Origin of the sequence: Peptoniphilus duerdenii ATCC BAA-1640, assembly GCF_000146345.1 — a bacterium.
In the GTDB taxonomy this organism is placed as follows: domain Bacteria; phylum Bacillota; class Clostridia; order Tissierellales; family Peptoniphilaceae; genus Peptoniphilus_B; species Peptoniphilus_B duerdenii.
The window spans coordinates 1,042,167-1,056,728 of record NZ_GL397071.1; the positions used below are offsets into that span (position 1 = coordinate 1,042,167).

Genomic DNA, 14,562 nt, shown 5'->3' on the forward strand with positions numbered 1-14,562 from the left:
AGATTAACTATTTTTTTATGCACTAAATTGTAAAAATAATGTAAAATTTCATGAAAAAATGTTGATTTTAACTATATTAATATGATATATATTGATAACATGTGATATAATAATACTATATGTAAACTGATAAATTAGGATACTTGTACATAAATCAACTATCTACAAAATTATCAATTTAAATAATAATATAAATAATCTATCGGATTAAGTATCTGGATAAAAGAGCTTATACTAGTAGAAAAGGAGAAAAGTATGGAACAACTAAGAGAGAGAAGCAAAAGAGCATTGACATTATTTTTAGCGATAGTCATGATACTCACGTCGCTACCAATTGATGTACTTGCCAAAGTTAATCATGAAAACTTAACGGATTACAAGGCAAAGATTATTAACGAGTTTAAACCCGTTAAGGTGGCAAAGCCTGAAGAAGGCAAGACGGCTGAGGATTTAATAAAAAATCCTGCTCAGCCAGCTATCTACACCCTACGCACAGACTACAGGGTACAAAGAGGGGAAAAGTATCAGGTTGACTACCAACCATACATTGCCAGTGTAGGCGAAGCAGCAACTCAAGCAGAAAAGGACAAGGTCAATAAGACCATGAATCTACCTGACATTGCAGGTTATGACAAGCCACAAAAAGATTTTACAATTGACTACAATACTGTTAAAAATGAGGCAGATGGAAAAAATAAAAAAGGCGATGATGTTAACGGATTAAGATATTCCGCCAATAAAGAGTTTAAATACGATGCTAAAAGTAATGAAATTAAAATCAAACATGTCTTCCAAGAACTAGAGGACTTTACTAAGTACACAAATCCAGACGGAACAATTACAAGTATTGACGGAGAAAAAGGCACACTTATAAAAAAAGGCGAAAGCACCCCTAACGAAGAGACTGCTGAAGAAGTAAAAAAGCATGAGCTTATAACCACTCAAAACGGAAACACTGGTTCCACTATGCAAGCCAGCCCTTTGAGTGAAGGTCATCCGAATCGAAAAGGCTTTATCCCAGAAGCTAACTATATAAATATGCAAGTTCCAGAAAATGCTGAGAACTTTATTTTGGAATACCGTTACAACCGTGCCCACTACGATGTAGTTTTTGACACACAAGGCGGAACAGCTCTTCCAACTCGTACACTTTATTATGAACAAGTGATTCCTAAAATTGCAGATGCCGATATTCCTACAAAAGTCGGCGGGGAATTTCAAGGCTGGAAACCATCTGTTGACTTAACAACAAAGGATGGAAGAACAACTTTTAAAGCAAATGAAATAATTAAAGTTGCAACTGGCGGCGCTATCAAAAATCTTGATGCCAATTTGATTATGCCGGCAAGTAATGTTACTTTCACAGCTGTGTGGAAGGACAAGGAAAAGGCAGACTACGCAGTCCAATTTTGGGCAGAAAAGGCAGACCATGCTGATGGTGCTTCTTTAGCAGATAAGTATGAGTATATGGGCACTCGTGTCTATAAAGACAAAGACACAGGCATGAGACCAGACCTCGATAAGGAGCCTGTAAATGGAATAAAATTCCCAGACCTAGATAATACCCGTCTACAAAAAATTTGGAAGGGCGAAAAATTCAATCGTGGCAGAGATCTTTATCTAAACAAATTCTTTGTTTACAATAAAGAATTAACCGATAAAGAAAATGAAGACCAAAAAAAACCAGGCATGGTTAAGTCTGTGTCAGCCACAGGTAAGACTGTCTACAACATCTACTACGATCGCCAAGTCTATGACCTATACTTTACAAAGTCCAATAAACAACCTGAAAAAAATACTTTATACCCAGAAATTTGGGGCTACGACCCTGCAAAGGGAGAGGCGGTAATGCTAGGTGGTCCTGGCAATCTTTACCACTACAAGGCGAGATTTAATGAAATGATGTATAAGTGGCCAAACGATGCCAAGCAAACCAAGGGCTTTACACCGGGCTATCAATCTTTTGGTTGGGGACCAAACTACGCTGTCTCTAATTGGCCGGAACACCTTGACACGCCGCCATATAGACTTAATGCTGATCAGTTCCTTGACATGGCTAACTATACCAGTTGGGGCGGCTATACTAAGCATATAGATAAGGGCGACGGCACAAGCATCAATTTAGATCCATTAGACTTTACAACCCTTTCCTTCGGTATAAAGCAGGATCATCCATCTATCCCTCACCACATGGACTTTTGGATGGACGGCTTTAAGTCAGGAGAAACCATCATCCGCTACGACCTTGTAAGAACCAAGGCGGACACCGCCGGTCTGGACTATGGCCACAAATACCCGATAGTTACAGGCTTCACCCCTTATGGCTATAATCCTAGAGATTCATGGCCGGTAATCAAAGAGGGAAGCGAGGAAAATGGCCGTGTGACTGAAGATGATATTGATAACCTAAACGACGAGCGTGATGGAATCACACTTAATACTAGTGGGACATACTATAACAACCAAGGCATCAAAATACCTATAGGTCAGCTAGACTTTATCCCCGTCTTCTATAGCGATCAAGACGATTATGGCGATCCAAAAGATGGTGGTCAAGCATTTACAGAAAACGGCTATCTACAATTCCATTACACTCGTAACAAGTACCCACTAAGGTTTAATTACGACCCATCAATTATTAGAGATGACAGTTATTTTAAATCTACCAACCAATTGGATACCTTCTATGAATTCCCACTCAAGGCCCTAAGTCCTGATGTAGATTCAAATGATGAGTATAAGAAAGTAGGCACAAAGGAAGGTCCTAAGAACCTATTAGACAATCCAGCAAATTTGCAAAAATTAGGTCTAAAAGATCTTGTATACACAGATTCAAAAGATGGAAAACTCAAGGTTAAAAGACCAGAAGGCCTTTCCGACCAAATGGTCTTTAAGGGCTGGGCACTAGACCCTGCTGGAACTAAACTTATTTGGGAGAACCCAGGCGAAAAAATGCCTTTCCACCCAATTAACCTCTACGCTAAATGGGGCGAACCTGATTATCAATGGAAGGTAACTTTCGACCCGAACGGTGGAAATTTAAGCTCAATTGACGAAGCAAAAGTAACTAAAAAACGCAAGATCATCCAAGTAGGGGACAAAGGTCAAGAAGAGACCAAAACTTTTGCGCAAAAAGAAAAGAATGAAGGCGACAAGCAAGTCTTTACAGTTATTCAAAGACAAAAACTTGTAGAGCCACCAAAGCCTACAAGAAAGGGCTACGACTTTATGGGCTGGGAAATTATCCATTATAAGAAAAATCAAAAAGGTGACTACACAGACGAAATCGATACATCTTATAGAGACACCTATAAGGTTCCAGAATTATACTCCTTCGGTAACGACGTTGTATCACCAGTATATCTAAAGGCAATTTGGGTACCAAACGACAGAGTAGATGTAGATATAGTACATCACATTCTAAGCTTGGATTTAAGTAAAGAAACAAAAAAGATAACTGAGACTTTGCATAAAAAGCGTACAGGTTACCTTGTTGCTACAAGTGGAGACAAACAAAATGAAGAATATATCTTGGCAAATCACGAAGAGCTTGAAGAAAAACTACCGGATGATTTAAAGGCACTATACAAAGACTATAATAAAAGGGTAAAGGCGAATAACACCTTCTTCCAAACTTTCAAAGTAGAGCCAGAAAAGATTCCTGATCCTAATGATTCAAGCAAAACGATAGACAATCCAAAATTCAAAGACAATGTCTTCCACTTCTTCTACAGACCATTTAGAACTCGTGACTACACGGTCAACTATATAGATGAAAGATATAAAGCAAAAGTCGAAGATTTCTTTAAGGGATTGAAGCTCACAGACACAAGCAGTTTAAAAGATGACGCTCTTTTAAAAGCAAATGAAGAAAATAAAGAGAAATTTGAAGCTAAGAGAACAGATTTTGAGAAACTTATTAAGGAATACCAAATTATAGATCCAGAAGCTGTTTCCAATGGTAATCGCCACTACGATGCAAGAAACTATAGACAAATACCTGGCTGGGTATTAGCTAAAAATGAAAAGCCACAACAACAACTATTCTTCGATGTAAATGAAAAAACAAATGAATTCTTGGGCATCAATGGCACTGGAGCAGATCAAGTTTTCTTCTATTATAAGGATGTAAGAGTAATCGAAGTTCCAAATAAAGATGACCCGGTACCAGATGGCTATGTAAGAGTAACTTTTAAAGCAGACAAAGGCGGAGCATTTACTGACAAGGACGGAAATTCAAAGACAGAATTATATTACGATGTAATTAAAGGACTTAAATCAGACCTACTTCCAGAACCAAAAGAGTTAGAAGAAGGAAAAGAAAAAGAGGCTGGCAAGTATTATGTAACACCAGAAACTGGAAAGAAATTTATAAAATGGGATGAAAAACCATTATTAAACAAAAACACAATAGTTGATAATGATACAAAAGACTTCTATGTATTTACTGCGAAGTTTGAATGGTCAGGCTTATCTGCATCAGGTCTTGTAAGAACAGAAGCCTTTAAAGATCCTAATATAATTGAAGCTAATCCTTCTGATCCGAAAGTAAAACCAAAAGATTGGTCTAATAAATTTGCTCCAACTATTGAGGACTTAAAGAAACAATTAGTTTGGATGGAAAAAGGTGCTGAAAAACCACTTCCAACAGGAGCAAAGATACAATTATTTGATCCAGATGGCAATGAATTAACAAGTGACGATCAAGTATATAAATTGGTCGAGGAAAAGAAAGCTGCCGACAATGTAGAACTTGTTCGCACAGTAAATATCAAGGCTAAGGTTACCTTTAAAGGTGGCAAAGACCCACAAGAACTTGATATACCTATTAAAGTTTACAAAAATGTTTACGAAGCATTGACTACAGGAAAGAAACCACTATTCTTAACAGAAGCTGAAAAAGGCGACCTTAAGGACATTACCGGAGAATATGTAATGGTTACAGTTGCCCCTACTGGCGATATGTCATCCAAGGACAACAAGGTTTACTTTGTCAATAAAAATGCTTGGGTTGAAATTTCAAACGACTCAAATGGCAAGGCATCACTTATCAATTGGACAGCTGATAAAGTTGGACAAAATGATGATGGTAAAGCCAATGGCAAGTTCGACTTTGCTAAACGCCATAAATTTACTGAAAACACAGTAATTAGTCCAAGATTCTCACAAACAAGTGAGCTTGTAGCCCATGAATCATATAAAGATGATAAGAACAATTGGGTTAACGACTTTATAACTAGCGAACTTACAAAGGACAAACTTAAAGCAGCTATTCAAGTGAAAAATGGTAGTGCCGTAGCTTTAGGCGATGGTGATACTGTAACTATAGTAGATGACGCAGGCAAGGAATATGCAGATGATGATGCATTAAAGAAAGACCTATACGAAAAGCTACAAGAAAAAGATGATAACGGTAAAGTAAGTAGAACTGAAAATATAAAGGTAAAAGTTACCTTTGCAAACGGAGAAGTTCAAACACTTACTGTACCAGTTAAGGTTATCAAGAACATCTACGAAGCAAAGACCAAAGAAGGAAAGCCAGACTATGTTCCAGATAACTATGTAAAAGTAACTCTTGATCCAACTACAAAGGCGAAAGACCCACAAAAATATTTCTACTATGTAAATCCAGATGCTAAAGTTCAAATACCGGTCAAAGACCCTGTAGGCGTAAAAGAAGACTTTACAGGATGGACAATGAAGGCAGACGGCGCAACAGGTGCTGGTACTAGTTATAAACTAAGTGAAAGACACCAATTTGCAGAAGACTCAACGATCATAGCCCAATATGGCCAAGGCAAAGCCAAGATTAAATATGTTGACGAAAATAAAAAAGAAATTGACCCTAAGTACTATATAGACGGAGAAGATTACCCTACAGAAAAAATTGGTAAGCTTGGTGATAATATTCCAGATCCAGCGCATAATCAAAATGCAGAAAAAGCAGCAGCACCTAAATTTAAAGGCTATATTATAAGTAATGTAAGTATAGATAAAAAACCTGCAAATTATACAGACCCAGCAACTGCTACAATCACTTACCAATACAATAAGAAAATAACAACAGATGACAAATCAAAATCAAATGTTCACTTCCCAGTTGTCTTTGATGCTAATACAGGTGCATTTGAATCAGCACCTAAAGATAAAAAAACTGTCTATGTATACTTCGATGGCGATGAGGCAACTCCTGAACCTGTAACTTTTAAAGAAGTCAGAGAAGCAGTAGAAGAAAAATATGGAAAGCCTTCTAAGGCAAATGAAAACTTCATAGAATGGCAAGATAAGGCAAAGAGTGGGTCAGCAGTTGCCGATAATTACGAAATTAAATTCAAAGGTTGGGATTCACAAACGTATGAGGCAATACCGGAAATTTTCTATGCAGCTTATGGAAAGGCAAGTGCAAAGATTGTTTATCTTGACTTAAATGGCAAGCCTATTGCTGATGACTATAAGATCGACGGAGTAGAATATCCAACAGAAAAAGCTGGCACAGCTGGTGAAGCAATAGACAAAAATGTTTATACAGCAGAAACCGCTCCTAAGTTTACAGGTTATAAGTTCAACAGAATCGAACTTAATCCAAAAGATGGAAAATATGCCCTAAGCAAGAAGGCAACAATTAAGATTTACTATGAAAAAGATTCTGATGTCATTCCTGCAGAAAATGGAACAAAAAAACCGAACGGATATGTAGAAGTAAAATTTGTTCCAACAGATAAGGCAAAAGATACAACAGAAAAGATTTTCTATGTAAATCCTAAAAAAGAAGTAACAATTCCGATTGCAGACCCAGTGGCTAAGGCTACATTCACATTCAAAGAATGGAAGATAGGCGACGTAACAACAGGAACAAAGTACAATCCAGCAACACCAAAGATGTTTACTGAAAAAACAACAGTAATTACTGCAACTTATGAGGAAACAAAAAATATCATCCCTTACGACCCAAGTGCTACAGACCCAATGTCAAGACCAGAAGGCTATGTAAGAGTAAGCTTTGCAACAGATAATGGATTAAAATTAACGGAACAAAAAGCATATTATGTAAAGAAAAATGCAGGTATAACACTTGGAGATACAAAACTTGCAAAACCAAATTATACAGCTGATACTGGATACAAGTTTGAAAAGTGGGATCAAGAAGATACTACTGAAATAAAAGACGCTGATATAGTAATAACAGCAAAGGCGACTGTTTTACCTGATTTTGATACAGTAAACCACCTTGGCTATGTAAAGGTAACTTTCAAAGCAGGCGACAATGGTGTAATAAAAGAAAATGACAATGTGATAAACGAAAAAGTTTATTATGTAAATCCAACTAAGTATGTAAACTTAAATGCACCTACACCTGTAGGAAATACAGGCTATGATTTCGCGGCATGGAAGAGCGACAAGTCTCAAAGTGATTTTAGTCTAGCAAACTTTGTAAACTATAAAGAAGATACAACTATAACTGCAATGTTCAACCAAAAGGAAGCAGTTTATCCAAAACTTAAAGATGATGGATCAGACAAACCAGCAGGCTATGTAGAAGTTACTTTTGCAATAACTGGCACTGGCGGTAGTATTGCGAAAGGAGAAGTCACAACTTACTATGTAGATCCAAATAGACAAGTTTCACTAAAAGCTCCTAAGACTATAGCTGGAGTAGGATATCAGTTTGATAAATGGAGACTGGGAACTAACCCTACAGACCAAACAATAGACCCCGCTGACCAAAAACAGTATAGTGAGAACACAACTATCTATGGTAGCTTTACTAAACTTAAAGACATCATACCGGCAACTAATGACGATGGAACACCTAACCTACAACCAGTAGACTATGTAACTGTCTTATTTATCGGAGGAGACCACGCTAATAGTGTGGATGGACAAATCTTATATTATGTCAATCCAAAGGCAAATCCTGCGAAAACTATTGGAGACTTAACAAAGCCTACAGTAACACCTGATGTAGGTTGGGAGCATACAGGCTGGGATATACAAGATTCTACAGTTATAAAGGATTATATCTTTGTAGTTGCAGAATATAAGGCTCTTGATGATGTAATACCAAAGACAAAAGCTGATGATTCGGAAAAACCAGCAGGCTATGTAGCAGTTACATTCAAGGCTGGAGCAAATGGCACGCTTCAAGGAGGAGAAAAGACTTACTTTGTAAACCCTGCTAAGTATGTACATCTTGCTTCACCAACACCAGTTCCGAATAGCAATATATTTGAGTTTTCAACATGGGAAAGTGATGATAAAGACTTAATATTGGCAAACAATATTAAATTTACTAAAGACACAATTATAACTGCAAAGTTTAATCCGGTAGGCGATGTAATACCAGAAACAAAACCAGACGGCTCAGCAAACGTACAACCACCAACTTTTGTTAAAGTTACTTTTGTAATTGATCCAGCAGAAGGTGGAAATATTGATGCAGGAGAAATACGCACTTACTTTGTAAATCCAGCTAAAGATGTTACAATTCATCCACCAAAGACAAAAGCAGACACAGGCTATGAATTTGACAAGTGGAGTATAGACACTACAACAGCTAATAAATATACTATTGACACAACTGTTAAAGGAGAATTCAAAAAGCTAGATGAGATAATTCCGGCTAAGAATCCTGATGGTACATTGAATGCCAAGCCGGAAGGCTATGTAACAGTTCAATTCCTAAAGGGAGCTAACGGCGTACTAGATGGACAAACAACCTTCTATGTCAATCCAAAGGCTGGCAAGAAGCTACAAGACCTTGATACTAAAGGAATTACTGTAGTGCCAAGTCCAACTTACAAGTTTGATAAGTGGGATAAGGCAATGGATACAGTTATAAGTGGACCAGACAATATAAATGTAACAGCTCTATATACACAACTTCCAAATATAATCAAAGCAGGACCAAAAGATACTGCTCCAGCAGGTTATGTAGTTATCATCTTTGAAACTGATGGAAGGGGTACAATAACAGGCAATAAAGCATACGAAGAAGGCAATACTCCACAAAAGGAAACAGAGATAGTTTACTTTGTAAATCCTAAGAAGGGTGTTAAACTTGCTAAGCTAGCAGATGGCGCTACACCTGCACCTGATCAATTGGCAATACCAAGCACAACTCCAGACGATGCTGATAAATATATCTTCGACCAATGGCGTAAAGATATTGACACTACTACACCTATTACAAGAGGTAGAGTTCATATAGCAATGTTTAAGCCTAAAGAAGTAAAATTAACTTATAATGCAAACGGAGCTACAGGCGATGTACCTCCTGTATTAACAGTTGATTATGACACAGATGTCAGACTTGCAGGCAAGGGCGATCTTGCTAAGAAAGATGCAAGCTTTAAAGGCTGGATGATTGGCGATAAAACTTATCAAGCCGGCGATCAAATCAACCTAAAAGCAGATACTACAGCAACGGCACAATGGGATGATGATAAGAACATCATCGAATATGATCCAGTTAATAATCCTACAACAAGACCAGATGACACTTATGTAAGAGTGACATTCGCAGCTGATGATGGATTAAAATTAACTGAGCAAAAAGCCTACTATGTTAAGAAAAATGCAGGCATAACACTTGGTAATACAGAACTTGTAAAACCAAAATACAGTGAAGATACTGGATATAAGTTTGGTAAGTGGGATAAGGAAGATACAGATACAATCACACAAGATATAACAGTAACTGCAAAGGCTACTAAGCTTGGCATAGTTATACCGGCAATAGGCACTCCTAATGAAAAGCCAGAAGGCTATAAGGAAGTAACATTTGTAATTAAAACAGATGATGTAGCTAAGGGTTCAATTGATGGCGTTGCAAAATTCTATGTAAATCCAACAGAATATGTAACTATTACCCCACCAACAACCAAGGCTAATACAGGTTTTGAATTTGGTTCTTGGGATAAGGATTCAACAAGACCGACAGTTTATGAAGATGATGCAATAATTACAGGATCCTTTAATGGATTGAAAGATGTAATACCTAAGACAAAGACTGATGATTCAGAAAAACCAGCTGGCTACAAGACAGTTACCTTTGTAATAGATCCAGCAACAGGTGGGCAAATTGTAGATAAAGAAGTTACAGTTTACTATGTAAATCCAGCTAAAGATGTAACAGTTCCACAACCAAAAACTCTAGCCCAAACAGGTTATGAATTTGAAAAATGGGATCAAGATACTGCTACAGCTAAGAGATATGATAAAGATACAACTGTAACAGGAAACTTCAAGAAACTTGATGATATTGTAGATGGTAACAAGCCAAAACCAGATGGTTATGTAACAGTTACTTTTGATAAGGGTGAACACGGGACTATAACAGAAGGACAAACTGTATACTATGTAAATCCAAAGGCTGACCCAGTTAAAACTTTAGGCGATAGTCTAATTAAAAAACCGACAGTAAAAGCTGAGACAGGATATAAGTTTACTGGCTGGGACAAAGAAGATAAAACACCAATAAAAGGGTCAGAAGATATCCTAGTAAAAGCACAATATACTGAACTTCCTGACGTTATAGTTAAAACAGCTGATGATGATTCACAAAAACCAGATGGATATATCAAAGTTACTTTTGATACTGTTGATAAAGAAAAAGGAACTATAGGATCTACTATTATTACTAAAAAAGTTTTATTTGTAAATCCTAATAAGGCACATGTATTAAAAGATAAGGCACCAAAGGTAACTCCTAAAACAGGATTTGACTTTGTTGGCTGGGATACACAAATCGACAAGAATATCCAATACAGCGAAGGCGATACAATTAAAGCTCTTTATAACGAAAAGGGCGATGTAATTCCACAAAAGAATCCTAATGGTACTGATAAACCAGCTGGCTACCTTAAAGTAATCTTTGACAAGGGCGATCATGGTAACTTGACTGGACAAACAGTTTACTACGTAAAACCTAATAAAGAAGTTACAGTACCAGCGCCAACAGTAAATGCAAGTGTTGGATACAAGTTTACAGATTGGGACAAAGCATTAAAACAAACATTTACAGCTGAAACAACAACTATTACAGCAATGTATGAACCACTAGCGGACATCCTTCCACAAGAAAAGACTGATGGAAGCGATAGACCATACGGATATAGCAAAGTAACATTTGTGGCAGATGCTAACGGATCATTATCAGGACAAACAGTTTACTATGTAAATCCTGATAAGACTGTAGACTTAACAGATAAAGCTGATGCTATTACTAAGAATCCAAACACAGGCTACACTGCAGACGGAGGAACTTGGTCTAATAGAGATAGCAAAAATCTAAAAGACACTTTCAATAAGGACACAGAATTCGTATTCAACTTTGCAGAACGTCCTGATGTAATTAAAGAAAAACCTGGAGTAACAAAACCAGATGGATATGTAACTGTAAAACTTATTCCAACAGATAAGGCAACAGATAAAACAAAGGCTGACAAAGTTTACTTTGTAAATCCATTGAAGGATGTTACAATTACAGAGACTCCTGTAGGAACAAAGCTTACAGATGCAAATGAAGTATCTTATGACTATACATTTACTGGATGGACAGTAACTAGAGGTAAAATCAATTCGTGGACAGGATCAAGCGTTAGCGACAAGTTTATCCAAGATACAGATATCACTGCTAAGTATAGTGTGACATTAGGCAATATTATGCCACTACCATTAGCAAAGGATAATGTAGTTACAGCAATAAACGATAAACCTGATGCTAAAGACTTAATAAAGAATCCTGGAGATTTACCTCAAGGAACGGAATTTGCTTATGCTGACGACGGTCAACCTACGGTAGATCAAGCTGGTAACACAACTGCAAAGGTAAAAGTAACTTATCCAAACGGAAAAACTTCTATAGTAGAAGTACCAGTTACAGTTGTCGATAATGTAGTTCCACAAATTGGAAATGAAAAACCACTTGTACCTGAATCTTATATAAAGGTAACAGTAGACACAACAGACAAGGCAACTCCAAATACGATGTTCACAAAAGTATTTTGGGTTAAGCCAAAGGTAGAAGTTACTATACCAGACATTCTTGCTCCAACAGGAAAACCTGAAACCGATGCAAAAGGTGTAACTAATACTAATAACTTCATTAAGTGGATATCTGATGATAACAACAAAGAATATACAGATAAAATAACAGACACATTCACAAAAAATGAAACAAAGATTACTGCAACTTATGAGTTAAATAAAAACATTGAGCCTAAAGGAAAAGATCCTCTTTGGTTCTCAAGATATTCAAAGCCAGAACCAAAGGACTTCATAAAGAATGTTTATGATGATAATAATCCTGATAAAGTGGGCACTCTTCCACCAGGAACAAAATTTAAGTTTAAAGATAACGTTCAACCTGCTACTGGAGATCCAGGTAGCTTTACAGCTACAATTGAAGTAACTTATCCAAATGGAGAAGTAAAACCTATTGATGTACCATACACGGTTACAGGAGATGTAGTTGAACAAGAACATGGTAAGGGTAAGCCATCTGTTCCAGATAATTATGTAAGAGTTATAGTTGATAAGACAGATAAAGCACAACTTAAAACTGGAGAACAACAAACTCAAACATTCTGGGTAAACCCAGAAAAAGTTGTTGATATTCAAGTTAATAAGCCTGTTGGAAAGAAAGTCGACAAGACTGGAAGCTCTCCTGAAATTCAATATGTATTCAAGGGATGGCAATCAGATGAAGCTCAACCAAGAACTTGGACTGATAGCATATCAGGACAGTTCACAGCTAAAGTTACAACTATTACTGCACAGTATGAAGAAAACATAGGTAAACCTGGAATAGTTGAAACAGGTATGTACTACACCTCTGAATCTTTAGAGGGAGTTAATAATTATCTTCCAAGTGAAGATGAATTAAAGGCTTTAATAAAATCAAAAGTTGCAGGTGATATTGAAGAAGTATCTATATTAACAAATGACTTTGATAGTGAAATTTATGATAAGCTTAAAGAAAATGGTAAGCTAGACCGTGAAGAAATATCTAGAACTGAAATAATTAAGGCTAAAATCACTTTTGTTAACGGTTCAACTAAAGAAGTAGAAATTCCGATAGTTGTTTATAAAAACATCTACGCAGGTCTAACTAATGGTGATAAGCCTCAATATGTAGAAGATGCTGAAAGAGATTTGAAAATATCTAATCCATATAGAGACGATACTAACTATGTAAAAGTAACTCTTATACCTACTTTTAAAGCTAAAAGCATGCAAGAAAAGACTTACTATGTAAGGAGAAATGCTTCTGTTATTATTCCTGAAATAATTGCAGAGGGTAGAGATGCATATATATTTAAATTCTGGGAAGCTAAACAGCCAGCTGGAGGACAAGAGCAACCTAAGTATCAAATGAGATCACTATTTGCGCTACCTGTCGCTATGGCGAACCAAGAAGTAGTTACAGATGGAGATAAGATTAACTTTAGAGATAGATTGAAATTCGATAAAGATACGGATATAGTAGCTCAATATGATAAAAAGCCAGAACCAAGTAATCCACAACCATGGGGACCAGGTTACAGTGGCGGAGGAAATATCTATATTGGAAAGCCATCAGTTAATCCAACAGCAAAAGCAAAAGAACCTGTAGCTGAAAACGAATATAGAAAAGAAGTTAGATATATGCAAGGATATAGAGGATACTTCAGACCTGAAGACGGACTTACTCGTGCAGAAGCTGCTCAAATCTTGGCAAATGCACTTGTAGAAGACGGATTCAAGTACACTGAAAACTTCAAGATTCCTTACAAAGATGTAAAAGAAGATTGGTATACAAGAGCTATCAGAATTGTAACTGAAGCAAAAGTATTTGCAGGTTATGAAGATGGATTATTCAGACCTGAAAAGAAAATCACAAGAAACGAATGGATAGCAACTCTTAAGAGATTCCAAGAGTTAAACGATGTAGTAGGTGACCATATGAAGCTTGGCAATAAGCATTGGGCTAAGAGTGAAATCGAAGCTGCTTTCAATGAAGGATGGCTAAGTATCTACACAGATGGACTTGCTAACTTTAAGGGTGATGAATTTATACCAAGAGAAGAAGTTGCGGCAGTATCTAACAGAGCTTTCAACAGAGTTCTTGACAAGGATTATATTGAAAACAATATTAATAACTTGATAACTTATAAAGATGTTGACAAGAGTAGATGGTCTTACTATGATATTCTTTGTGCAAGCAATACCTTCATTTTCCAAGGAGGATACTACAGAGCACACTGGATAAAACAAGACAATGATCTATTCAATGTAAATACTAATGGTATTGACATCTTTAAATCAGAATTTCAAAGAAATCCAAGATAAAAATTAAGAGAAGGGCGACCTTCTCTTTTTTTATGTTTTTGGGTTTTGTGTAGGGATTCGAACGGGTAGTGCTATATTTAACTAAGTCAAGGCAAGTGATATCATCCAAATATACCTAACTCAGGTTTACTGTCTTCCTTTAGGTTCTCATTGTAGAGATCCTTCGACTCCGACGGTGCCCGTCTCCGCTCAGGATGACCCGGTTGGGGGCTTTGTAGCGGAAGCAAGGAG

The 14,562-nt window shown here is 36.8% G+C and carries 1 protein-coding gene; it reads left to right on the top strand.

What is annotated here, in order from left to right; translation table 11 throughout:
* Positions 1-255: 255 nt before the first annotated feature.
* Positions 256-14,331, top strand: coding sequence for an InlB B-repeat-containing protein (locus tag HMPREF9225_RS10595; RefSeq protein ID WP_008901789.1), 14,076 nt, complete (start codon positions 256-258; stop codon positions 14,329-14,331).
* Positions 14,332-14,562: the final 231 nt, after the last annotated feature.